At 40.1% G+C, this 21,715-nt stretch carries 27 protein-coding genes and 1 pseudogene; 11 read left to right on the forward strand and 17 right to left on the reverse strand.

Annotated elements, in window-relative coordinates; genetic code table 11:
* Positions 1-26 precede the first annotated feature (26 nt).
* Positions 27-278, reverse strand: a complete 252-nt coding sequence (locus tag JQX68_RS10615; RefSeq protein WP_042976294.1) for a SunI/YnzG family protein — start codon at positions 276-278, stop codon at positions 27-29.
* 180 nt (positions 279-458) lie between these two features.
* On the opposite strand from JQX68_RS10615, the gene yokF reads away from it, so the two are divergent.
* Positions 459-1,349, forward strand: coding sequence for an endonuclease YokF (yokF, locus tag JQX68_RS10620; RefSeq protein ID WP_148343715.1), 891 nt, complete (start codon positions 459-461; stop codon positions 1,347-1,349).
* 122 nt (positions 1,350-1,471) lie between these two features.
* Here the strand turns inward: yokF and JQX68_RS10625 are convergent, their stop codons facing one another.
* The 3 genes and pseudogenes from JQX68_RS10625 to JQX68_RS21895 all read right to left on the reverse strand — a co-directional run.
* Complete coding sequence (locus tag JQX68_RS10625; RefSeq protein ID WP_003230849.1) at positions 1,472-2,005, reverse strand: GNAT family N-acetyltransferase; 534 nt, start codon at positions 2,003-2,005, stop codon at positions 1,472-1,474.
* An 81-nt stretch (positions 2,006-2,086) separates the two neighbouring features.
* Positions 2,087-2,299, reverse strand: a complete 213-nt coding sequence (locus JQX68_RS10630; RefSeq protein ID WP_041906951.1) for a bacteriocin-like WGxF protein — start codon at positions 2,297-2,299, stop codon at positions 2,087-2,089.
* A 13-nt stretch (positions 2,300-2,312) separates the two neighbouring features.
* Positions 2,313-2,465, reverse strand: a pseudogene (locus tag JQX68_RS21895) (ABC transporter ATP-binding protein); the annotation flags it as partial.
* 44 nt (positions 2,466-2,509) lie between these two features.
* Here JQX68_RS21895 and JQX68_RS10635 point away from each other — a divergent pair.
* Complete coding sequence (locus JQX68_RS10635) at positions 2,510-2,683, forward strand: hypothetical protein (protein WP_169051584.1); 174 nt, start codon at positions 2,510-2,512, stop codon at positions 2,681-2,683.
* 442 nt (positions 2,684-3,125) lie between these two features.
* On the opposite strand, the gene JQX68_RS10640 is transcribed toward JQX68_RS10635, so the two are convergent.
* A complete protein-coding gene (locus tag JQX68_RS10640; RefSeq protein WP_148343714.1) occupies positions 3,126-3,872 on the reverse strand; it encodes an SDR family NAD(P)-dependent oxidoreductase in 747 nt (248 codons plus the stop codon).
* A gap of 168 nt (positions 3,873-4,040) precedes the next feature.
* Here JQX68_RS10640 and JQX68_RS10645 point away from each other — a divergent pair, with 168 nt between their 5' ends.
* A complete protein-coding gene (locus JQX68_RS10645) occupies positions 4,041-4,391 on the forward strand; it encodes a winged helix-turn-helix transcriptional regulator (protein ID WP_014664240.1) in 351 nt (116 codons plus the stop codon).
* Entirely contained in the window at positions 4,366-4,635 is a 270-nt protein-coding gene (locus JQX68_RS10650; RefSeq protein ID WP_134975448.1) for a hypothetical protein, read from the forward strand. The genes JQX68_RS10645 and JQX68_RS10650 overlap by 26 nt, the downstream gene beginning before the upstream one ends.
* 476 nt (positions 4,636-5,111) lie before the next feature.
* Here JQX68_RS10650 and csaA read toward each other — a convergent pair whose 3' ends face one another.
* The 7 genes from csaA to JQX68_RS10685 form a co-directional block, all read right to left on the reverse strand.
* Complete coding sequence (gene csaA, locus JQX68_RS10655) at positions 5,112-5,444, reverse strand: chaperone CsaA (protein WP_014664243.1); 333 nt, start codon at positions 5,442-5,444, stop codon at positions 5,112-5,114.
* A gap of 64 nt (positions 5,445-5,508) precedes the next feature.
* Positions 5,509-6,234: a helix-turn-helix domain-containing protein gene (locus JQX68_RS10660; RefSeq protein WP_080478332.1), complete on the reverse strand. Its 726-nt coding sequence runs from the start codon at positions 6,232-6,234 to the stop codon at positions 5,509-5,511.
* A 14-nt stretch (positions 6,235-6,248) separates the two neighbouring features.
* The gene (locus tag JQX68_RS10665) at positions 6,249-6,992 is read right to left on the reverse strand and encodes a GNAT family N-acetyltransferase (protein ID WP_148343713.1); all 744 of its coding nucleotides are present in this window, start codon (positions 6,990-6,992) and stop codon (positions 6,249-6,251) included.
* A gap of 76 nt (positions 6,993-7,068) precedes the next feature.
* Positions 7,069-7,644 (reverse strand): TetR/AcrR family transcriptional regulator, encoded by a 576-nt coding sequence (locus JQX68_RS10670; protein ID WP_134975446.1) that lies wholly within the window; start codon positions 7,642-7,644, stop codon positions 7,069-7,071.
* A gap of 5 nt (positions 7,645-7,649) precedes the next feature.
* A complete protein-coding gene (locus JQX68_RS10675; protein ID WP_134975445.1) occupies positions 7,650-8,351 on the reverse strand; it encodes an MBL fold metallo-hydrolase in 702 nt (233 codons plus the stop codon).
* A gap of 77 nt (positions 8,352-8,428) precedes the next feature.
* Positions 8,429-8,911: a GyrI-like domain-containing protein gene (locus JQX68_RS10680; protein WP_040082911.1), complete on the reverse strand. Its 483-nt coding sequence runs from the start codon at positions 8,909-8,911 to the stop codon at positions 8,429-8,431.
* 53 nt (positions 8,912-8,964) lie between these two features.
* The gene (locus JQX68_RS10685; RefSeq protein ID WP_014664249.1) at positions 8,965-9,903 is read right to left on the reverse strand and encodes a helix-turn-helix transcriptional regulator; all 939 of its coding nucleotides are present in this window, start codon (positions 9,901-9,903) and stop codon (positions 8,965-8,967) included.
* Positions 9,904-10,109: 206 nt separating this feature from the next.
* On the opposite strand from JQX68_RS10685, the gene csk22 reads away from it, so the two are divergent.
* Positions 10,110-10,655 carry a mother cell-specific sporulation protein Csk22 gene (csk22, locus tag JQX68_RS10690; RefSeq protein ID WP_014664250.1) on the forward strand — a complete coding sequence of 182 codons (546 nt, stop codon included), beginning with the start codon at positions 10,110-10,112 and terminating at the stop codon, positions 10,653-10,655.
* Between the two features lie 26 nt (positions 10,656-10,681).
* Here csk22 and czrA read toward each other — a convergent pair whose 3' ends face one another.
* Complete coding sequence (gene czrA / locus JQX68_RS10695) at positions 10,682-11,005, reverse strand: Zn(II)-responsive metalloregulatory transcriptional repressor CzrA (RefSeq protein WP_003231284.1); 324 nt, start codon at positions 11,003-11,005, stop codon at positions 10,682-10,684.
* A gap of 192 nt (positions 11,006-11,197) precedes the next feature.
* Here czrA and JQX68_RS10700 point away from each other — a divergent pair, with 192 nt between their 5' ends.
* Positions 11,198-11,875, forward strand: coding sequence for a lysozyme family protein (locus tag JQX68_RS10700; protein WP_040082907.1), 678 nt, complete (start codon positions 11,198-11,200; stop codon positions 11,873-11,875).
* 89 nt (positions 11,876-11,964) lie between these two features.
* Here the strand turns inward: JQX68_RS10700 and JQX68_RS10705 are convergent, their stop codons facing one another.
* Positions 11,965-12,501, reverse strand: a complete 537-nt coding sequence (locus JQX68_RS10705; RefSeq protein ID WP_003231280.1) for a DUF420 domain-containing protein — start codon at positions 12,499-12,501, stop codon at positions 11,965-11,967.
* Positions 12,502-12,638: 137 nt separating this feature from the next.
* Positions 12,639-13,421 (reverse strand): VLRF1 family aeRF1-type release factor, encoded by a 783-nt coding sequence (locus tag JQX68_RS10710; protein ID WP_205440295.1) that lies wholly within the window; start codon positions 13,419-13,421, stop codon positions 12,639-12,641.
* Positions 13,422-13,591: 170 nt separating this feature from the next.
* Here JQX68_RS10710 and JQX68_RS10715 point away from each other — a divergent pair, with 170 nt between their 5' ends.
* The 5 genes from JQX68_RS10715 to desR all read left to right on the forward strand — a co-directional run bounded on the left by JQX68_RS10715 (position 13,592) and on the right by desR (position 18,201).
* Complete coding sequence (locus tag JQX68_RS10715) at positions 13,592-14,089, forward strand: hypothetical protein (RefSeq protein ID WP_205440296.1); 498 nt, start codon at positions 13,592-13,594, stop codon at positions 14,087-14,089.
* Positions 14,090-14,152: 63 nt separating this feature from the next.
* On the forward strand, positions 14,153-15,130 hold the full coding sequence (locus tag JQX68_RS10720) for a S66 family peptidase (RefSeq protein ID WP_205440297.1): 978 nt from the start codon (positions 14,153-14,155) through the stop codon (positions 15,128-15,130).
* Positions 15,131-15,291: 161 nt separating this feature from the next.
* Positions 15,292-16,350: a Delta(5) desaturase DesA gene (gene desA, locus JQX68_RS10725; protein ID WP_205440298.1), complete on the forward strand. Its 1,059-nt coding sequence runs from the start codon at positions 15,292-15,294 to the stop codon at positions 16,348-16,350.
* A gap of 120 nt (positions 16,351-16,470) precedes the next feature.
* Entirely contained in the window at positions 16,471-17,583 is a 1,113-nt protein-coding gene (gene desK, locus JQX68_RS10730) for a two-component sensor histidine kinase DesK (protein ID WP_014664256.1), read from the forward strand.
* 18 nt (positions 17,584-17,601) lie between these two features.
* A complete protein-coding gene (gene desR, locus JQX68_RS10735) occupies positions 17,602-18,201 on the forward strand; it encodes a two-component system response regulator DesR (RefSeq protein WP_014664257.1) in 600 nt (199 codons plus the stop codon).
* Positions 18,202-18,771: 570 nt separating this feature from the next.
* Here the strand turns inward: desR and JQX68_RS10740 are convergent.
* Both JQX68_RS10740 and recQ read right to left on the reverse strand, forming a co-directional pair.
* Entirely contained in the window at positions 18,772-19,635 is an 864-nt protein-coding gene (locus JQX68_RS10740) for a LysM peptidoglycan-binding and 3D domain-containing protein (protein ID WP_014664259.1), read from the reverse strand.
* A 247-nt stretch (positions 19,636-19,882) separates the two neighbouring features.
* Positions 19,883-21,658, reverse strand: coding sequence for a DNA helicase RecQ (gene recQ, locus JQX68_RS10745; protein ID WP_014664260.1), 1,776 nt, complete (start codon positions 21,656-21,658; stop codon positions 19,883-19,885).
* Between the last annotated feature and the right edge of the window lie 57 nt (positions 21,659-21,715).

Here is a 21,715-nt window from a genome sequence, read left to right on the forward strand (position 1 = left end):
ATTACTAATAGGACATTACTTTGTTATTAGGAAACAATTTTACTCATAATAGAAGCAGCATTAGTGGTGAACAAAATGTAAGTGTTATTTGCTGTTTTAATCACTACCCTATCCGTAGAGCCATAAGGAAATCCAATCCTTACTGCACTTTTTTCCTCTCCCCCATAGTTTGGATCAAGAAATACATCATTGATTTCTTTGATTGGAATTTCAATTTTGGATAGCTGCCAATTGATAATTAAGTTTTCATTTAATTTTTCAACGTTGATTCCAAGCATAAAAACATTCCCCTTTTGACTATGAATTCAGTGAAATTTTAACATGCGCCTGGAAGTTTTAAAGAGAAATGCGAAGATATTAAGGAAAAATTAAATTAACAATAATTGGATACAGGATTATAATTATTGATGGTTTACCGATATAAATAGAGAACAAACATTCTAAAAGGGGAAATGAAATTGAAGAAAGTACTATTAGGTTTTGCAGCATTCACTTTGAGCTTATCATTGGCAGCCTGCAGCTCAAATGATTCTGAAAAAGTAAGCACAGAAAAAGAGACACCACAAGCGTCTACGGATGTGGAAAAGAAAACAGAACAAAAGGAATCTACTAAAGAAAAAACTGCTGACAAATCTAAGGAAAAAGACAAAAAGGAATTGGTCGATGTTACTCTAGATAGATCTGTTGATGGTGACACAATTAAAGTTACCTACAACGGAAATGTAGATACAGTCCGCTACTTGATCGTTGATACACCTGAAACTAAGAAACCAAATTCTTGTGTTCAACCATATGGTGAAGATGCGTCTAAGCGAAACAAGGAATTGGTTAACAGTGGTAAGCTGCAGCTTGAATTTGACAAAGGCGATCGCAGAGATAAATACGGAAGACTATTAGCTTATGTTTATGTGGATGGCAAATCTGTTCAGGAAACATTGCTAAAAGAAGGATTGGCCAGAGTAGCATATGTATATGAGCCAAACACCAAATACATAGACCAATTTAAGAAAGACGAGCAGGAGGCAAAATCAGAGAAGCTTTCAATCTGGAGCAAGAATGGATATGTGACCGACCGAGGATTTAATGGCTGTATGAAAGAGAAAACCACTGCAGTTAAAAAAGCAACAACATCTAAACCGGCAGCTAAACAGCCTACTACTCCAAAGGCATCAAGTGAAACTTCGACTACAACTGAAAAAGAAGCTTCTTCAGAGACAACTGGAGAAACAGAAACATTTAAAAATTGCACAGAGTTAAGAAAGAAATATCCGAATGGAGTGCCTAGCTCCCACCCTGCTTACCAATCTAAAATGGACAGGGATCATGACCACTATGCATGTGAACGCTAATTGAAAGCCCTTATTGGCTTTCTTTTTTATTTTTTGGGCTCTTTACACAAAAAGAGGCTATCCACAGATTAAAAAAATCGGGACAACCTCTTTTTAACAATATCTAATCAATCATCTAATTTTTACTCAAAAAAAGCTTTTGAATAATTAACGATACCTTGCACATCTTCAAGAGAATTATCTGCTAATTCTAGAGCCATAAACACTTCATCAGGCACCTCAAATGGGGCTTTTATATTCCATAAGCTAGCTGGCTTAAAACCAAACCTTGGATAATAATCTTTATGTCCTAAAACAATTACTGAACGATAACCAAGCTCTATTGCGTTTTTTAACGCAGTACGAATTAATTTACTCCCAATTCCTTTTTTCTGATAATCAGGCGCAACCGAAACTGGAGCGAGTGCTAAAGAATCGACAGTGTTATCGCCATCTATGATTTTTATTTTAGATAAAAGGACATGGCCTACGATATCTTTATCTTGATTTAATGCGACCAATGAAAGTTCAGGAATGAATGCATCTGATTTTCTAATCCTATTTACAAGTAAATGCTCTTTCTTGTCACTATATTCTTCATTTAAAAAAGCTCTTTTAACAATTTCTTCAGTCGTATTATATTCATGTGTGAGTTCTTGTCTAATTAAGAATTCCATTCATAGTCTCCTGTTCTTTTAATTAATTACCATAAGATTTTTCTTCATCCTATAAATTGCACTCCCTTAATGACCAGATAGTTACGCCTGATATCTCCTGCTGCTACTAGAACCAACATTTCTAAAGAGTAAGGAAGCAATCAAAGCTAAAACAAAATAAACAACTACAAACCCGCCCCAGAAGAAAAGCGCTTCATCGAATGGAAATCCAAATAGTCTAAAAATAACCCTGTGAACAATACCGGTAATAATAATCAGGATGCTTGTAGAAATTGCAAAGGTAATATGTTTCATCAAGAACAACTCCTTACGAAAGATTTATTACTCTATCAGAGCAGTTAACTATTTCTGGATCATGCGTTACACATATGATTGTTTTCCCCATTTCTTTCAACTGATGGAAAAGAGAAAGAATAATGTTCTTATTGTACTCATCAAGGTTTCCGGTCGGTTCATCGGCCTAGGTATATACTATTTTATACAACCGGAAAGGAAAATACTAGTATGCAAATGAGCGAAGCAGCTGAGTTAAGAAAAGCTTGGAAAGAAAAAGGGAATCCACCTTGCGACCATCCTAATAGACCCGATAAAGAGTATTACCTTGGTACAAGCACAGGTGATTATGTATGCAGCATTTGTGGTTATTCAGGACATAAGGATTCCTTTAAATATTTTTAAAAGTATTAGAATACAAGGACAGGAATATTATTTTTTATTAAAAGTCAAGAAAATGTTTAATATTATTAATAATTAAGCAACCAACTGAAATGTCACACATTTTATAAACAAAAAAAGAGGATAGATGAACAGGGTGAAAATGCCTGTATTCAACTATCCTTTTTTTGTACAACAAATGACCTCATTTACTACAACAACGGTGTTGTTTGTTCTTCAATTAACGCCCTCGTTACTTTAAGTACATTTATTCACAAAGTAATCTTTTTTACAGGTCATTTAGTGGTAGCCCCAGGTAAATGCAAATTTACAACGTTAATCAAATTCAAACATAAAAAAGTCGAATTCCCTGTCCTTTAAGGAAAACGACTTTTTTATACGACTTCTTCAAGTAAATCCCCATTAACCTTTTTTGGGGACTATTTGTAATCTCTGCGCAGTGAAATTATACCTGTGCTAGCCCGCCATCTACGAACAATTCAACACCCGTCAAGTAACTGCTTTCGTCTGAAGCAAGGAAAGATACAGCGTTTGCTACTTCTTCAGGTGTCCCAACTTTTCCAGCTGGGACAGTATTTCTGGTATTTTCCATTGCTCCTTCAAGTGCATCACCAAAAAGCTCATCGTATGCAGGTGTAAGAATAACTCCTGGACTAACCACATTTACACGGATTTCAGTACCTTTTAGGTCAAGAATCCAGTTGCGAACTAGTGCTCTTAATGCTGCTTTAGATGCTCCATATACACTAAACGCAGGGTTGCCAATTGATCCAGCAGTAGAGCCCGTTACAATAATAGAACCTACTTTGTTCGGGAATAGTGATAACGCTTTTTGAACAGTAAAGATGGTTCCTTTAACGTTAATGTCGAACGTCCTATCAACCTGCTCTTCAGTAATTTCACCTAATGGAAGGAAGTTGCCGATGCCTGCATTAGCAAAAAGAATGTCCAACTTACCTTTTTCCTGCTTTATAATGTCATATAGTTTGTCTAAGTCTTCAAGCTTAGATATATCACCTTGAACACCGGTTACGTTCTTGCCAATTTGGTTAACAGCTTTATCAAGTTCGTTTTGTCTACGTCCCGTGATATAAACATATGCACCTTCGTTTACAAATTTTTGTGCTGTAGCAAGACCAATCCCGCTTGTTCCACCCGTTACAAGCGCTATTTTACCTTCAAATTTACCCATACTTAACACTCCTTTAGAATTAATTTTATTTTATGTCTAGTACCTTTAAGTACTTGAAGAACAACTTACAAGATATAGTATCCTTCAGTAAGCACATTATCGGAAGTACCCACTTTTTTGTGATATAGTAACTAAAAAGTAATAAATGTGGAATGGAGAGCTTTCGACATGAAAAAATTTAGCTGTGGGTTTGAAGTGACAAAGGAAGTTATTGGTGGAAAATGGAAAGGCCTTGTATTATACTTTTTAATGAATGGACCAAAGAGAACGAGTGAATTAAAGCGCATTATCCCAAATATAACTCAGAAAATGCTGATTCAAACACTTAGAGAGCTTGAAGCCAGTGGACTTGTGAGCAGAAAGATGTATAATCAAGTACCGCCGAAGGTTGAATATTCATCCACTGAACTTGGAGAATCTCTTAAACCTATCTTGCAGGAGCTATGTCAATGGGGAAGCCATTATGCGGAGCAAGAGTATGCAGAAGGCGAATATGAAATTGTACAACCAGACAACTAAAGTTAGGATTGATGTAGCTGCTGAAGTAAATGCTAAACAACTTCAATACCATCACCTAACAGATGAAGAACAGTCAGAAATAAATGAGATATTCAATTTTGAAAGCGGAGTTTTAATAAGAAGTGTCATGGACTATATTCAAGAGAACTTTGATGAGATTCAAAAAAGAGCTGTTTCAAATGTTAAAGAGAAGGTTCAGAAACTTAGCCAAAAAATAAATGAAGATATTGATAATAATATTTAATGCCTATGATCTTTAGATAGGCATTTTTTTGTGCATAAAAAAGACCTGAATTAAAAATCCAGGTCACACTACTCCCCTGTATTCACCTTATTATTTAGTACGTGTTTATTGATTTAACAGGTTTTATTCACATTATCAAAACGGTGTTGGAGGTCACACTCAGGTCACAGTTAAGTCACTTTTCTAAGTTTGGACGATAAAACATAAGCTATCTATTGTAAATACAAATTAACAATATCATGATTGGAATTGTGTGTTTCGCTTATGTTCGACAAAATAAGACGATTTCTGACAACAAATTCACTCACAATTACAAATTTACCTTGCATTCCTACGCCCGCCATGCTATATTCATATAGCGATGAGCTGAATTGTGTAAGCCGATGTACATGCCTTTACGGTACACACGAATGTGGCGTGTGGTGCATCGCCTCAATACGCAAAGACGTTTGCCTTAGGCAAACGTCTTTTTTGTGTTATCCGATTTTTGTTCCGTTTGAAACAGGCTGATCTGGCTGCAGCAGAACGACGTCGCCCTGGCCGGGAATGCCGCCAAGGACCAAGACTTCCGATTTGAATCCAGCGATCCGGCGGGGCGGAAAGTTCACGACTGCTATGACTTGCTTGTTGACGAGAACTTCCGGCTGGTAACGCTTCGTGATCTGCGCGCTCGATTGTTTTATGCCGATTTCCGTCCCAAAATCTATTACAAGCTTGATTGCCGGTACTCTTGCTTCAGGAAATTCTTCCGCTTTTACAATTGTTCCCGTTCTGATATCCAATTTCTCAAAGTCTTCAATGACTGCCATATCAATAACTCCTTTTTCTCCTATTGTAAAGGAGATATTCAAGATTCGCTTAACCAAACAGCCATTATTTTTTATCTGAATATAAGGTGTTTCGATACAGGCGGGGCGGCATTCCTGTGCTTTTTGTGAACCATCTGGTAAAAGAAGAAAGGTTTTGAAAGCCCAGCGCCTCGCTCACGACGGTAAGGGTTTCATTTCTCTCCATCAGCATTCGTTTTGCTTCCTCAAGGCGAAGGTCGGCAATATAGTTCTGCGGGGACTTCCCTGTCTGTTTTTTGAACCAGCTTGAATAGTAAGCTGGGTGATAATGCTCGATTTCTGCCAGCTTCTTAATCGTCAGCCGCTCAAATAAATGGCTGTGAATGTATGCAATTGAAGCATAGCTATGGGATTGAAGCTTTTCTTTTATGTATTGTACTAGCATATGAAGCGAGTTGGCTGTTCCGGCCTTTGCTTCCTCTGTCAGCAAGTACCTGATCGAAGACCAGAAAGGATCGAGTGCAGCTTCAATTCCCGATCCTGCACGATACTCATCAATTTTCATTGCATGAAGCGGAACATCCAGTACAAGACATTCATTTCTTCCGATAGAACGGAAGCGATGCTCGCACTCCGGCGGAATATATAAAAAATGATCCGGATTTAATTTCACCTGGCGCCCCTCAGTCTCAAGATCTATACTTCCTTGAAGCGGAAATAGAAATTGGCTGTACGCGTGCTTATGTGAATGATATAGGCGTGTGTATGTCCGTTTTTCGCAAATAATCTCTTGAAGCGATTCCATCAGCAACCCCCTTTCTTTGGTCATCTTTTCATCCGGTAATGGTGTTCCGATATAGGCGAAAATCCGATTTTTTCATATAACGAAACTGCCGCCAGATTTTCTTTCATCACTTGTAAAAACATGCGTTCCGCTCCGTTGTTTTTTGCCCATTCAGTCAACACCCTGATCACTTGGGTTCCTGCTCCTTTTCCTCTGTGCTCCTCGGCTACAACGATATTACTGAGTCCGCCATAACCATCAATAACAGAAACCGTGCCAAGCGCTGTCAGGCTTCCTTTGTCATACATCTTAAAAAAAGTTTTACACGGCGGCATGCGTTCGAAAATGTGTTTGTAACCTTTGTGACGCTCGGGCGAAAACCCTTCTAATTGAATAAATTCATCTATCCAAACAGATGATGGCTCTTGTTCCCACTTGTATGTAAATCGGCTGTTGTCATTTGTTCGGCTCATAATCGACCGGCACAACGCCGTCATTTGGAAGCACTCGTCAACCTTTTCATATCTGCTTTCTGCCAATGCGTCATCAAGCCCTTTCGGTGATGCGTTGCTAATATGAAAACAAACAGGCAAGCCTAAACTTTGATAAAAAAGTTCGGCCTCAAGCTGAAAATCACCTTCAGGCATATCCGCAGAAGTCCATACACTATTTGCCCTTTTGGTTACGCCAAAATTCGCTCTGAGAAGCCATTTCCCTATGTTTTTTTGAATATAAGGCGGCCATGAAGCTGCCGCTAACCGTTCAATCTTGTGAATGTCATCCATTGCATAATGCCTCTCCCCTTTGTATACTCCCTTGACATTATACAATATTCAGAAATATAAGACACCTTTTATAGGTTTACATAATAGTTTTATTGCTTATTAATAAACCTGACAAAAACGTCCGAATTGAAAATGACAGGCTTTCTGAAATGTTCTCCTCGCGTTCAAATGCTTCTTTTGCAATTAAAGCAGCAAAGCCATGCAGCAGGCTTCTAAGCCCCCTTGTCGCATGAATGGCAGTCTTTTCACTTGCATAGCCGTTTTCAATGAGCAGCTCTGTCACAAGACGGACAATTTGATTTGAAGCGATTTCCGCTCTTTTGTCCTGAACCTTAAGCAGAGCCGCTTCATAATATCCGGGATTTTCAATTGCAAAATCAACATATGCATGAGCTAAAGAAAGCATAGCCGAATCTCCCTTTCGTTCCGTTACGGAGTCCGCCATTTGATCAAAAAGCTTTGTCAGCCCTCTGACAGCAAGTTCTGTTCTGATTGCTTGCAGCCCGTTGATATGGTTATACAATGACGGAGGGCGTACATTCATTTTTTTAGAAAGCGCTGCAAGTGAGACACCATTTACCCCTTCCTGATCAGCGATCTCAGCTGCAGTGTCTATAATCATTTTTTGGGTTAATCCTATTCTCGGTGACATGCTCATCATCCTTTCTTTGCTTTTTGGATCGCCTGTCCTATCCGCTCTGAGGGTGATCGCAGAAAATTCCCATGTCCGACAGCGAGACAGGAAGGCGACTTATCGGCGAGCAATTGTGCACTTTTGATGGCCTCCTCCTTATTCCATGTGGCGAAAGCGGGAAAAGGAAACGTCCATTTTATCTGGCCTGATACAGCGATTCCTCCGCGCAACTGAAACGCATCCCCTGCTATTAAAGTGCCGTTTCTTGTATCAAGAAATGACATGCTGCCTGGTGTATGGCCGGGTGTAGGGATGGCAAGCAGGGAACCAATTGTTTCACCGCCCGTCAGCAGTTGGTGAGGCTTTGTTTGTATGTGTTTCGGAATACCTCCTTTTATAGGCGTCTGCGGCTCATCTTGCCGCAAGGATGTGTCACCTTGAAGCAAGAATGAATCCCGTTCCGAGATCATGACCTTCGCATGCGGAAATGTTTGTGCCAATGTATCCAGTGATCCAACATGGTCCCCATGTGCATGAGTCAGTAAAATATGCTGAAGCGGTTTTCCAATTTGATTCACAGCTTGAATGATTCCTTTATAGCTGCCTGGAAGCGCGGCATCAATAAGGGTGACTTCGTTTTCTTCCTCTACTAAATAGCAATTGACTGGAAACAATGCTGGAAAAAAAGTCAGCTGCCAAACGGTTTGATACTGAGTCATTCTCATCTTTTTATTCCCCCTAACAAAAAACTAATGGCGTTAGTTTTATTATTAACTAATACCATTAGTTTTTCAAGAGTTTATTATTTTTTTATCGCTACATAAATGTTAACTTGTGCCCGCTGTGGCACTGCAGCACTTCGATCATACACCTCAAAGTCACCTGTAAACGTGCGCAGATGTCGCTTATCCCACGTCCAAATGTCCTTCCACGTTTCAAGCACAATCTCTTCAATAGGACCGATTCTGGAAGTGAAAACGGCATAAGCGGAAGCCGGCAAATCAATGTTTTCATATGGTTCCGGAAGGATGTCGTCGTATTCCTGAAACGTTCCGATTGAAAATGTGTAAAGCCCATTTGTCTCCTGTTCATAATTCGAATATAAGGCAATAATGCTCTGGTCTTTTTCTCCCTGTGATAAAAGAACGCTCATATCCTGCTTCCAGAATTGGTCCCACAGTGCCGGAATCCTCCTTTCTTCCGTCATTTCCAGTGCGTTGCTTGTCCGTTGTGAAAGTCCGGCAAATCGTTTCCGGTCTAAGTGTGTCATATGTGAAAAGCCCATACGATCTCCTCCTTTTTTTAAGATTATAGACAAAGAAACCTGACAGCAGTGTGTCAGGTTTCATATATTTTTTGCATGTGATGAATGGTTTCTTTTACTTTATCTCGTATATGAAGAGGCTGCAGAACCTCAATATCCTTTCCGAACTGGAGCAAAAAACCGATCAGCCATTGATCTTCAGGAAGCGAAATCACTGCCCGGCAGATTTCATTTTCATCACAGTGAAGGACATCATATCCGAACCATTCACCTATGCGCTGACGTGCTGCCGGCTGAACAAGAATAACCAATTCAGTTAAACGGTCCTTTTGGTACCATCTCTTATCCCATGGCAAAGTGTCCAGCTGAATGTCTTTTCTAATAAAGGTCTGATGTAAGATGGCCAGATCTTTCATCCGGTTTAGTTTAAAAAAACGAAAATCATTTCTTACCAGGCAGTAGGCATATAAATACCAGTGCCCCGCCTTGCAAACCAATGTATAAGGTTCAGTCTCCCGAAGCAGTGTTTCCCCGCTTGCGCTTGTATATGTAAAAGATATCGTTGACAATCGATCGATGGCGGCGCTGATTTTCTCACGAAGCGCCTTTTGATCCTCAGTCTGGCCCCAAGCCGTCATGTCAATAAACCATTTTTCAGTTTGGTGCTTAAATGCTTCGGCTGACTGCTCAGGTATGAGGTGCTTGATTTTTTGATAAGCTGTGCTGTGAGAAACAGGTTCGTGCATAGATGAAACACTCTGCAAAGCAGAAGCGATCGCAAACAGCTCCTCCTCCTTCAGCCACTCTCTCTCAAGCCGATACGTCTCCATAATGCCAATTCCGCCCCCGGAGCCCTGTGAGGTCACAATTGGAATACCAGCCCTATTGATCGTCTCAATATCACGGTAAATGGTTCTGACTGATACTTCAAACAGCTCAGCAAGTTCAGCAGCCTGCACTTGTTTTTTGCTGATTAATAATACAACCATCGCTAACAAACGTTCCAGTTTCATTCTGCGCACCTTTTCTTCTTGTATTTCCCATCAAAACAATCATAACATTTTGATAAAGCTTGGGCATATCTATTATGCGGCCACATACACCTCGCATATGTTATGAAAACAGGGGTTCCCCCTTCTTTTTTGTGTTCAGTATTTGATTTCAGCTACTATTTCCAACCGGATAAGCATACACTTCTCAACGGAGGGGATTTCACATCATGCATTTTACACTTCAAAGCGTTTATCCTGCCATGATCATCATCTTTTTTCTGTATAAAAAAATTAAAAGGTCCATCGGATACCAGCCGCTGAAGCCCCGCTGGCTGTTCACCCGCATCATTCTTTTCTCGCTGTTTGCTTTTGTGCTTTCAATCTTCAGCCTCATCCACCCTTTTTTATATGGATATCTCATTATGGGTATTCTTGGCGGATGGCTCCTTGTCTTTTTCGCTAAGAAAAACATCTCCTTTAAAAAACGCAGAGGAAAGATCTATTTTCGGACTCATATTTGGGTAGAGATGATTCTCTTAACTTTATTTCTATCAAGATTTCTGTATCGAGTGACGGAGCTTTATCTTACCTCACCTGATCTAAACAGCCTTGGATCATACAGTCAGTCAATCGGAACGGACCCTCTGACAATTGGCGTCTTTTTTCTGATAGCCGTTTATTATATCGGTTTTTCCTCTTTTGTCATCAAGCTTAGCCGAAACGAACTCGAACAGCACAGACACAATAAAGAAAAAGACATCCTTGCCCGCTAACAGCGAGTTAAGCAAGGATGTCTTTTTCAATCATGCTGTGTATGATGGATCATTTGCTGAAGAACATCTAAAACATGTTCATCCTCCGGAGAGTAATAAATTGATGTTCCTTCTCTGCGCGATTTGACAAGCCGGAGATTTTTTAAAAATCTAAGCTGGTGGGACACTGTAGACTGCAGTAAATTCAGCTTTTCTGCAATTCCGTTTACTGCATGTTCACCCTGTGACAATAAATGAAGAATTCTGATTCGGGTAGGATCAGAAAGCGCTTTGAATGTTTGCGCTACTAGAAACAAAGTCTCCTCGTCCAGATCAGCAGCCGATTGTTCCGTTTCTCTAAATTCAGTCATATGTATCACCTTTCTTTATTCATAATTTTATCTTATAACAAATGCGCTTGAGTGCAAAACAGCCTGCTTGTATTCCATTTCAATCTCATAGTTTAAATTTATGTTTCAAATTAGGTTTTTACTTGGTCTGATTTATCGTTCTATGTCATAATAAAAAGGTCATACTGCTCCAAACATTGAGGGTGAAACACAGTGAAGAAAAAGAGAAAAGGCTGTTTCGCTGCTGCGGGTTTTATGATGATTTTTGTCTTTGTCATCGCCTCTTTTTTATTGGTATTGCTTTTTTTTAACCGGGATTTAATCAAAAAACTTCCGATCGATACAAAAACGATTGTTTTGGAACGTTTAACCGATTACAAACCCTTGGTGGAAGAAGAGCTTGAAAGCCAAGGACTCTCTCATTATACATCACTCATATTAGGCATGATGTATCAGGAGTCAAAAGGAAAAGGCAATGATCCCATGCAGTCCTCTGAATCTCTGGGGTTAAAACGCAATGAGATAACAGACCCTCAACTCAGTGTTAAACAAGGCATCAAGCAATTTACCCTCATGTACAAGACCGGTAAGGAAAAAGGTGTGGATTTGGATACTATTATTCAAAGCTACAACATGGGGGCAGGTTACATTGATTTTGTAGCTGAACATGGAGGAACGCATACTGAGGAATTGGCAAAACAATACTCCGAGCAGCAAGTCAAAAAAAATCCTGATCTGTATACTTGCGGGGGAAACATGAAGAATTTCCGCTATCCGTATTGCTACGGTGATTATACGTATGCAGAAAAAGTAAAAGAAAAAACAAAAACTGTTGAAGAATCTATGCAGGTTGCAACACTTGAAACCATGGAATCCAAGGCTCATGAATAAGAGTCTATCAATTTGCTGATAAAAGCCCAAACATGAATTTGGGCTTTTGTCATGTTTACATGTAAAAAAAGCCATACTCAGTATGGCTTTTAATAATATGGTGAAATCATCAAATATACAATAACGCCTGTAAGGCTTACATACAGCCATAAAGGCATTGTCCATCTGGCGATTTTTTTATGGCGCTCTACCTGCATGCTGAAGCCTCTGATCAGCGTAAACAGCGCAAGCGGCACAATGATTGCAGAAAGGCAGATATGTGTAATTAAAATAAAGAAGTAAATCGGACGCATAATACCTTCTCCGCCATAAAGCGTATTTTCCGCAATCGAGTGGTAAGTCACATAGCAAATCAAAAATAGTAATGTTGTTGTGAATGCGGCTAAGATAAAGCGTTTGTGAGCTTTAATATTTTTCTGTTTAATCATAATCAGCGCGGCCAATAAGAAGATAAACGTAAAGCTGTTGAATATCGCATTCAGCATGGGCAAAATGTGAATATTCGCATGGCTGAACTGATCTAATTTAGGCATAAAAAACAGCACTGCGATTAAACCGTTAATCAGAACTGTCAGCGTGAGGACAATCCCCGTGTAATTTTTCGGTTTATTTTCTGTTTGATTCATTTGGTGACCTCTCCTAATTTGTACTGGCTATCCAAATCGTATGCAAATTCAAAGAAGATGTCAACGTTTTCGACTGCTTCGTCAGAAATTAGACACACTTCAAAGGCCGGCGGCTATTAGCCCCGGCCCTGTTAGGTTTACGCTTCTTTTATCAGATGTTCAATGACCTTATGTTCATTTTCATTCAGCAGGTTCTTTTGAATTTTCGAATGAATGGGTTTATTCATATGCTGATCCAAGATATCAGCCGTTTCTTTATCCCCGGCGATGACCATTCGTTCCCATCTTTTCGCAGCAGCTTTTTGATCTAGGCTGGCAGCCAGCCGCTTATATAGTCTCGATTGGTTCTCTGTTACATGTTCCCTCATCCGGTTCTCTTCAAATGCTTCCGCTTTGTTTACAGCGGAACGGCAATTCTTCCAAGACTCATTGATCATATCATACTCATAACGCTCCACCGTCTCAATTTCCCCTAAAACGGTTTCAATAATTTTCACTTCATGCTGCTGAGTTAAAATAAACGCCGTACTTGGGTATGTTTGGCGCAAATCCCTTAGCTGATCCAGGACAGCTGTTTCTTCCCAGTAAAATCTAGTATCTACAGGGACTTGAAGCTTAATCGCTTCCCATATGCCACTGTCGGAAACAAAAAACACGAGACTGCGGGGCATGTCTTTTCCCATTGCATTCAGGTATTGATTCATTTTAGCTCTGATTCCATCCAGACACTTCTCCTCCTCTGGATTACTAGCAGCCAAATACTCTTTTAATCGGCTGAATCCTGACTTTAGGACAATCTTCCATTCCCCCCTCTGCTGCTCTGGATCTCTCGTATCTGTATTGAGATACAGGGAGAGAATTTTATCCGGCGGTTCCAATTGGACATATTGTAATTTGTTAATCAATGAATCAATCGCCATTCCGCTTCCTCCTTTTTCACAGGTTAGTTTTCTTTTTCCTCTCTTAAAAATGATCAAACCTGACTTAGCGCTAATTTCTAGTAATAATGGAATTGTTGTTTACAATACGCCTCTCTTTTAATACAATTGGTAACTGTGTTTCTAAGCAGTTTTTTGAAAGGAGTTTGATCTTGTTTACTATTAAAGAAAAAAATCGTCAAGAGCTTGAGAAAGAGCTAAATGAATTAGAATTTCAAATTTACCGAATGCAGGAGAATATGAAGGATTTATCTAAGGATGCCAAAGTGCTTGGTATTGATCAATCGAAACATCAAGAGTGGATGATTGTTTCCTCGATTGATGATGGCCAAACATGCAAAATTATGCTTACTGATTGTAAAACGGCTTACAGAGGAAAAGGCAGTTTTTCACTTGTAGCGTCTTACAAGGATGATGCCATTCATATCGGAGACATTAAAGGCCCTCCGAATCACGGGTTTGGTTCCATTTGCATGAAATATTTAAAAGATATTGCAAGAGACCACAATATTCCGAAAGTCACAGGCGACATTGCCAAGCGTGATTGGAATCATGTAGACCGGCTGATTCATTTTTATGAAAAACATCAATTCAAAGTATGCGTCGATCCTGATACACAATCCGGCAGCATTAAGTGGGTTGATTTGTAAAAAAATCTGGAATAATGAGCCAAGATGTGCTGTAATGGTGTAAAACCATTGATGGAGGGCTCTATGTACGCCTCAAAACTGAAAAAGGGAGACGAGATCCGGATCGTGTCTCCCGCAACCAGCATGTCTATATTATCAAACGAAGCAAAAGTTCAAGCAAAAACAACATTAGAACGCTTAGGTTATCGGGTCACCATTGCTGAACATGCAAATGAATGTAACGAATTTGATTCATCCTCTATCGAATCAAGAGTCCATGATCTGCACACGGCCTTTTTTGATCCAGGCGTCAAAGCGATTTTAACGACACTCGGAGGCTTCAATTCAAATCAGCTGCTGCGCTATCTTGATTACGAAAAAATCAAACAGCATCCAAAAATTCTGTGCGGCTATTCTGATATAACGGCCCTCAGCAATGCCATTTATCAAAAAACGGGTCTTGTTACGTATTCAGGCCCCCACTTTTCAACATTTGCAATGAAAAAAGGGCTCGATTATACACAAGATTATTTTCTTTCTTGCTGCGCTTCGGACAATCCGTTTGAGATTCATCCTTCGAGCGAATGGAGCGATGACCGCTGGTATTTGGATCAAGAAAGCAGACGCTTTTATCCAAATAACGGACCTGTTGTGATTCAAGAGGGTTATGCGGAAGGCACTTTGATTGGCGGAAACCTATGCACGCTTAATTTGCTGCAGGGAACGGAGTATTTTCCAGAAACAGAACATACCATCTTATTGATTGAAGATGATTATATGTCAGACATCCACATGTTTGACCGCGATCTGCAATCACTCATCCACCTCCCCGCTTTTTCACATGTAAAGGGTATTTTGATCGGCAGATTTCAGAAAGCATCAAACGTATCAATAGATCTCGTAAAAGCCATGATCGAAACAAAAAAAGAATTATCCGGCATCCCGGTCATCGCAAACATAAATGCTGGACATACCTCGCCAATTGCCACATTCCCTATAGGGGGAACATGCAGAATTGAAGCTGTTTCGGGCACATCGCGAATATGGATCGATAAACATTAATCAGCTTGTAAATTTTTTTACAAGCTTTTTTAGCGTAATCGGTTATGCAAGGCGCACCAGACATGACAAATGTCATATAGGAGGCATGATGTGTGCTACTACAAAAGACTTCTCTCATTAGTGTATACTGAACCGAGACACACAATGAGAGGATACTTACTATGACTGAACAAACCGTTGCACATAAACAAAAACAGCTGACAAAGCAAGTCGCTGCATTTGCTCAGCCTGAAACGAAAAACAGCCTGATTCAGCTTTTGAACACGTTTATTCCATTCTTCGGCCTGTGGTTTCTTGCTTATCTCAGCCTCAATGTCTCCTATCTTCTTACGTTCGCATTAACAGTGATTGCCGCGGGTTTTCTGACAAGAATTTTTATCATCTTCCATGACTGCTGCCATCAATCTTTTTTCAAACAAAAACGCTATAACCATATTCTTGGTTTTCTGACAGGTGTCCTGACTTTATTCCCGTATCTTCAATGGCAGCACAGCCATTCGATTCACCATGCGACAAGCAGCAATCTGGATAAACGCGGAACAGGTGATATCTGGATGTTAACAGTGAACGAATATAAGGCTGCATCCAGACGAACAAAGCTTGCCTACAGACTTTATAGAAACCCGTTTATCATGTTTATTCTCGGACCGATTTATGTTTTTCTGATCACGAACCGTTTTAACAAAAAAGGCGCAAGACGCAAGGAGCGTGTAAACACATACCTTACGAATCTGGCAATTGCCGCGTTGGCTGCCGCTTGCTGTCTGATCTTTGGCTGGCAATCGTTTTTGCTCGTTCAAGGCCCGATATTTCTGATTTCAGGTTCAATCGGTGTTTGGCTGTTTTACGTGCAGCATACCTTTGAAGATTCTTATTTTGAAGCGGATGAAAACTGGAGCTATGTTCAGGCCGCTGTTGAAGGCAGTTCATTTTATAAGCTTCCGAAGCTGCTTCAATGGCTGACAGGCAATATCGGTTACCACCACGTGCATCATTTGAGTCCAAAAGTGCCTAACTATAAGCTTGAAGTGGCTCATGAACATCACGAACCATTAAAAAACGTACCGACAATTACCTTAAAAACAAGTCTGCAATCACTTGCATTCCGCCTTTGGGATGAAGATAAAAAACAATTTGTGTCCTTTCGGGACATCAAACATAAACCTTCAAGCTCTTCGCCTGGTTCACCAGATAAAGAGCAGTTGCGAAAGAACGCCTGATGATGAAGGAGGTCTTCTAATATACTAGAGGACTTCCTTTTTATTATTGGAGGGTGCATTCCGGCTTTCACAATGATAAAGTTACAAGTAAGATGAAAAGGCTGAAAATGAGGTAAGATCATGATTAAAAAGCATTTTACATTTCAAAAACTAAGCGGGATTACGCCCTATATATGGACAATATTTTTCATTCTCCCCTTCTACTTTATATGGAAATCATCATCTACATTTGTTATTATTGTCGGCATCATTTTGACGCTTTTATTTTTTTCCGTATATAGATTTGCTTTCGTCTCAAAAGGCTGGACCATTTATTTGTGGGGATTTTTATTAATCGGCATTTCGACGTCCTCCATTACTCTGTTCAGTTATATTTATTTTGCTTTTTTTATCGCGTATTTTATTGGAAACATTAAGGAACGCGTCCCTTTTCACATTTTATATTATGTCCATTTAATAAGCGCGGCTGTCGCAGCTAATTTCAGTCTCGTATTAAAAAAGGAATTCTTCTTGACTCAAATTCCTTTTGTCGTCATTACCCTCATCAGCGCGATTTTATTGCCCTTCAGTATAAGAAGCCGCAAGGAACGCGAACGGCTGGAAGAAAAGCTTGAGGATGCAAATGAACGGATTGCAGAACTGGTAAAATTAGAAGAACGGCAGCGAATTGCCCGCGATCTCCATGATACGCTTGGACAAAAGCTTTCTCTTATCGGATTAAAAAGCGACTTAGCGAGAAAATTGATATACAAAGATCCCGAACAAGCAGCTCGTGAACTGAAAAGTGTTCAGCAAACAGCGAGAACTTCTTTAAATGAAGTAAGAAAAATCGTATCCTCCATGAAAGGCATCCGTCTCAAGGATGAACTGATCAACATCAAACAGATTCTCGAAGCCGCAGACATTACGTTTATCTATGAAGAAGAGAAGTGGCCCGAAAATATCTCATTGCTAAATGAAAACATTTTGAGCATGTGCTTAAAAGAAGCTGTCACAAATGTCGTCAAACACAGTCAGGCTAAAACTTGCCGAGTAGACATTCAGCAGCTCTGGAAGGAAGTTGTCATTACAGTGTCTGACGATGGAACATTTAAAGGAGAAGAAAATTCCTTTTCTAAAGGACATGGCTTACTCGGGATGAGAGAACGGCTTGAGTTTGCAAACGGAAGCCTTCACATCGATACCGAAAACGGCACCAAGCTTACCATGGCAATTCCTAATAATTCAAAATAAACATAAAGGATGGCTTACATGATTAGTATATTTATTGCAGAAGATCAGCAAATGCTGCTGGGCGCTTTAGGATCACTTCTAAACCTAGAAGACGATATGGAAGTCGTAGGAAAAGGGACAACCGGCCAAGATGCTGTTGATTTTGTCAAAAAACGCCAGCCTGATGTATGTATTATGGACATTGAAATGCCTGGAAAAACAGGCCTTGAAGCTGCCGAGGAGTTAAAGAATACAGGCTGCAAAATTATAATCCTAACCACCTTTGCCAGACCCGGCTACTTTCAGAGAGCTATTAAAGCAGGCGTAAAAGGCTATTTATTAAAAGACAGTCCGAGCGAAGAGCTCGCCTGCGCCATCCGTAGCGTTATGAACGGAAAGCGCATCTATGCACCTGAGCTGATGGAGGACTTATACAGCGAGGCTAACCCTCTTACAGATAGAGAAAAAGAAGTGCTTGAACTTGTGGCTAACGGTAAAAATACCAAAGAAATCGCTCAAGAACTCAGCATCAAAAGCGGAACGGTGCGAAATTATATCTCAATGATTCTAGAAAAACTTGAAGTGAAAAATCGAATTGAAGCCATTACCCGTTCAAAAGAAAAAGGCTGGTTTAAATAAAAAAAGATCTTGGCAGATGCCAAGATCTTTTTTGTTAACCTGAATACATCGCCGGAACCGGAATAAGACGGATCGATATCCTTCACTCTTAAAGCCAGCTGGACGATGATATGCTTAACAGCCTCAGATTGACTAGTTGTCCTATTAAAATCGCCGCCACTGCACATCTGCTGAATTGCTGATATCAATTGAATTGCGTATTTAATATGGAAAGTCATCTGCTGACCAACTCCGCTCACAAGCTGCCTTGCCCAACTGCAAGAGTGCCTAATATGACAATAAAAAACCGCCTAAAATGAATCCGATTCCGTATAGGGCAACTGCTACATCCAACTGCCTTTTATCCGCAAAAAAAGATACACAACAGCTCATTTCGCCGATCAAGGATATTAACAACCAGCTATAAATGCCATGGTGCAAAATGTCTCTGGAATGTGAAATCATTCATTGAACACGGAGCCCCTGAATCGCACATAAAAAGAAAAACGGGACCACTTTTCTTTATCAGCATATGATAAAGAAAAAAAGACACAAGCCAAAAGCTCATGTCTTTTATCACAATCTATATCATTAGTTTAAGACTTTCACACTTACAGTTTTGACGCCCCAATTTGATGCATCGCTTTTATTTGGTACAAATACGTCAATTTTATTTCCTTTAATAGCGCCGCCAGTGTCTGCTGCTGTTGCTTCCCCGTAGCCTTCAACATAGACTTTAGAACCTAGCGGAATCACATTAGGATCAACCGCGATAACTTTCGCGTTCGGGTTCTTATTTAAGTCAATGCCTGTTGCCGTAACGCCGGAGATGCCGCCGTCGTTAGCAGTGTAAGCAGTAGCAGTAACTGTTAATTCTTTTGAAGCTTCTTGATTATTTGTATTTGATTGAACAGCCTTCTCTTCTGTGTTAACAGAAGTTTCTGCCTCAGCTTTTGTTTCTTGTTTAGGTTGCTGTTGTACAGCTTCTTGTTTAGGTTGCTCTTTTTGCACAGCCTCTTGTTTTGGTGCAGCTTGAGGTGCGCTTGTTTGCGCATTCTCAACAACTGTGTTTGCTGCTGTTGCCTGACCTTTTACTGAAAGAGTTGATCCAGCATAGATCATGTCAGAGCTTAAGTTATTCCAAACTTTCAGGTTGTTGACTGTCGTGCCGAATTTTTGAGCAATCTTAGAAAGCGTATCTCCCGCTTTAATTGTATATTGCCCATTAGTGGTTGTTTCTTCTGAAGAAATGGTCAGTTTTTCTCCTGCAATGATTTTATCAGAAGTTAACTTGTTCCATTCTTTTAAGTCCTTTAGGTTCACTCCGTTTTTCTGAGAGATTCCCCAGAGCGTATCACCCTTTTGCACCGTAATTTCTTTTGCAGAAGCGTGAGCTCCGAATGCAGTTGTTGAAAGTGCAGCAACTGCCACAAAGGACATAATCGTCTTCTTCATAAGTAAATCCTCCCTTGTTAGCTTTTTATTGGCGGCTAACAGGTGATATCGTAACACACGTAAATGTCAAATCAATAACAAAAAGATATGATTTAGATTACAGTTCCTTTACATGAAGGATTTCTCTCTGATGGAAAGACTTGCTGAACCCTTGATATAATAGGCTTCGCAAGTCTTTTTATTTTAAGGCAAAACAGAGAAAATAAAATGTGTTTTTTATAGAAAAAAAGATTGATTTTCTGTTTTTTTAGTCTGTCATCCTTGCATAAGCCTGTATTTCTTGTAAAAAAAGCCGGCCGTATTTTGCTCTTTTTTGTTCTCCGACTCCTTTTATAGACAAAAGTTCCTCATCATTTACGGGCTGTTTTCCTGACATTTCTTTTAACGTTTGGTCAGAGAAAACAACAAATGGCGGAACACCCTGCTCAGCCGCGATTTCTTTCCGAACCATGCGCAATCGTTCAAACAGCTCGTCATTTTCAGTAATCGCTGCCGCTTTTAACGCTTCTTTTCTCGTGACTGATAATTCTCCTCTCAGCACATTCCTTCCTTTACTGCTGACAAAAAGAGTCGGAAACGTACCATCTGACATCCTGATAAAGTCGTCAGAAATAAGAAATTCAATAAAATCACTGATTTCGCCAACTGATTGGTGTTTTAATATTCCGTATGTTGAAAGGTCCGAAAAACCGTTTTCAAGAACTTTTTTATTTTTGGAGCCGGCAAGCACTTGGGCAACTATCGTCTTGCCAAATCGTTCTTTCATGCGAATGATACAAGATAAGACCATTTGCGCCTCCCGCGTCACGTCATGGGCCGCCCTTGTATCAGTGCAGTTTCCGCATTGTCCGCACGCATCAGGCTCCTTTTCTCCGAAATACATAAGGATAAAACGCTGCAGACAATCTTCCGTATGACAATAGTCGACCATTTGTCTCAGCTTTTTTAAATCCTGCTTTTGTTTTTCTTCATGTTCTGATTGCTCAATTAAGAAGCGCTGCACCATAATATCCTGCGGTGAAAACAGGAGAACACATTCACTGGCAAGGCCGTCCCGCCCAGCTCGTCCAGCCTCTTGATAATAGCTTTCCATATCTTTTGGAATTTGTGCATGCAGAACAAATCTGATATTTGATTTATCAATCCCCATTCCAAAAGCAGAGGTTGCCACCATCACTTGAAGCTCATCATTAAGAAACCTTTCCTGCTGCTCTTTTCTCACATCATCAGCCAAACCCCCGTGATACCGCCCTGCCCTGATCTGATTTCGTTTCAATCTCTCATATATCCGATCAGCTTCTTTTCTGGTCGCGGTATAGACAATTCCTGCTTCATGTCTGTTGTTTTGCACATATTCATCTATAAAACGATCTTTATTTTCTCCTTTTACTACTTTAAAGGTTAAATTTTCTCGTGAAAATCCGGTATATACCGTGTTTTCTTTTTGAATGTGCAGCTGTTTGCAAATATCATCATGAACCTCGGGTGTGGCTGTTGCTGTTAACGCCATGATGACAGGCTTGTCGTGTAATTCACGGAACAAAATTTCAATATTTCTGTAGCTTGGCCTGAAATCGTGCCCCCATTGAGAAATACAATGCGCCTCGTCTATTGCGACCAAAGGAACATCTATGCCCTGCAAAATCCGGATAAACTCCGTGGACGTTAGTCGCTCTGGTGTAATGTAAAAAAGCTTATAAGCCCCTTCTTTGAGTCCGTTCAGCCTCTCGTATATTTCCTGATTGGATTGTGTGCTATTAATGTAGGCGGCGTTAATCCCCGCTTCTTCTAATGCATCAACTTGATCCTTCATCAAGGAAATCAACGGTGAAATGACGATCGTCGTCCCTTCAAACATTAATGCTGGAATTTGATAGCAAATCGATTTGCCGCCTCCCGTTGGCATAATACAGGCCGTATTTTGCCTCGCTTCCGTTACCAAGCGGATCGCTTCATCCTGGCCGCTGCGAAACTTTTCATAACCAAAATAATGAGCCAGAAGGGATTGGGCTCTATGTAACATAATGTGTAAACCTCGCTTTTCCTTGAATTTCTCCCATCATATCATAAAAAAGAGGCC

The sequence above is a fragment of the Bacillus sp. LJBS06 genome, from assembly GCF_016924995.1.
GTDB classification, from domain to species: Bacteria; Bacillota; Bacilli; order Bacillales; family Bacillaceae; genus Bacillus; species Bacillus stercoris.

Coding starts and splice junctions, on each gene's coding strand:
- JQX68_RS10675 (WP_134975445.1), bottom strand. CDS start 8,351: ATGAGAATGACTCAGTATCAAACCGTTTGGCAGCTGACTTTTTTTCCA.
- recQ (WP_014664260.1), bottom strand. CDS start 21,658: ATGTTACATAGAGCCCAATCCCTTCTGGCTCATTATTTTGGTTATGAA.
- csk22 (WP_014664250.1), top strand. CDS start 10,110: ATGCATTTTACACTTCAAAGCGTTTATCCTGCCATGATCATCATCTTT.
- JQX68_RS10625 (WP_003230849.1), bottom strand. CDS start 2,005: ATGGAATTCTTAATTAGACAAGAACTCACACATGAATATAATACGACT.
- desR (WP_014664257.1), top strand. CDS start 17,602: ATGATTAGTATATTTATTGCAGAAGATCAGCAAATGCTGCTGGGCGCT.
- JQX68_RS10740 (WP_014664259.1), bottom strand. CDS start 19,635: ATGAAGAAGACGATTATGTCCTTTGTGGCAGTTGCTGCACTTTCAACA.
- JQX68_RS10665 (WP_148343713.1), bottom strand. CDS start 6,992: ATGGATGACATTCACAAGATTGAACGGTTAGCGGCAGCTTCATGGCCG.
- JQX68_RS10670 (WP_134975446.1), bottom strand. CDS start 7,644: ATGTCACCGAGAATAGGATTAACCCAAAAAATGATTATAGACACTGCA.
- JQX68_RS10645 (WP_014664240.1), top strand. CDS start 4,041: ATGAAAAAATTTAGCTGTGGGTTTGAAGTGACAAAGGAAGTTATTGGT.
- JQX68_RS10720 (WP_205440297.1), top strand. CDS start 14,153: ATGTACGCCTCAAAACTGAAAAAGGGAGACGAGATCCGGATCGTGTCT.
- czrA (WP_003231284.1), bottom strand. CDS start 11,005: ATGACTGAATTTAGAGAAACGGAACAATCGGCTGCTGATCTGGACGAG.
- JQX68_RS10650 (WP_134975448.1), top strand. CDS start 4,366: ATGAAATTGTACAACCAGACAACTAAAGTTAGGATTGATGTAGCTGCT.
- JQX68_RS10680 (WP_040082911.1), bottom strand. CDS start 8,911: ATGGGCTTTTCACATATGACACACTTAGACCGGAAACGATTTGCCGGA.
- JQX68_RS10615 (WP_042976294.1), bottom strand. CDS start 278: ATGCTTGGAATCAACGTTGAAAAATTAAATGAAAACTTAATTATCAAT.
- JQX68_RS10710 (WP_205440295.1), bottom strand. CDS start 13,421: ATGGCGATTGATTCATTGATTAACAAATTACAATATGTCCAATTGGAA.
- JQX68_RS10685 (WP_014664249.1), bottom strand. CDS start 9,903: ATGAAACTGGAACGTTTGTTAGCGATGGTTGTATTATTAATCAGCAAA.
- JQX68_RS10705 (WP_003231280.1), bottom strand. CDS start 12,501: ATGAATCAAACAGAAAATAAACCGAAAAATTACACGGGGATTGTCCTC.
- csaA (WP_014664243.1), bottom strand. CDS start 5,444: ATGGCAGTCATTGAAGACTTTGAGAAATTGGATATCAGAACGGGAACA.
- JQX68_RS10630 (WP_041906951.1), bottom strand. CDS start 2,299: ATGAAACATATTACCTTTGCAATTTCTACAAGCATCCTGATTATTATT.
- desA (WP_205440298.1), top strand. CDS start 15,292: ATGACTGAACAAACCGTTGCACATAAACAAAAACAGCTGACAAAGCAA.
- JQX68_RS10635 (WP_169051584.1), top strand. CDS start 2,510: ATGCAAATGAGCGAAGCAGCTGAGTTAAGAAAAGCTTGGAAAGAAAAA.
- JQX68_RS10640 (WP_148343714.1), bottom strand. CDS start 3,872: ATGGGTAAATTTGAAGGTAAAATAGCGCTTGTAACGGGTGGAACAAGC.
- desK (WP_014664256.1), top strand. CDS start 16,471: ATGATTAAAAAGCATTTTACATTTCAAAAACTAAGCGGGATTACGCCC.